The organism is Martelella sp. FLE1502, from assembly GCF_053484255.1.
On sequence record NZ_JBAKFQ010000081.1, the window covers coordinates 1 to 232 of the forward strand.

Sequence of the window (232 nt, forward strand, 5' to 3'; positions counted from 1 at the left end):
TTCCTATTTCTGTCGGTGTTGGCGAAACGATTGGTCACAACCGGATTTCAGCCGCTATGGAACGCTTCCGTGCACGATTGCCGCAAGCCGAAATAGAGTTGATCGTGGCGTCTGCCTCCAAGCTTCTGGCCGGATTGCAAGAGGGTGAATTTGACGTCGTTGTCACAGCGGCGACGCTCAGTGAAGACCTCTATCGAATAGACCAGCTCTATGACGAGTCCTACAAGGTTGT

The 232-nt window shown here is 52.6% G+C and carries 1 protein-coding gene; it reads left to right on the forward strand.

Going from position 1 to position 232, the window contains the following annotated elements; translation table 11 throughout:
- The coding region (locus tag V6767_RS22765) for a LysR family transcriptional regulator substrate-binding protein (RefSeq protein ID WP_448475519.1) at nucleotides 1-232 on the forward strand (232 nt) is incomplete at both ends.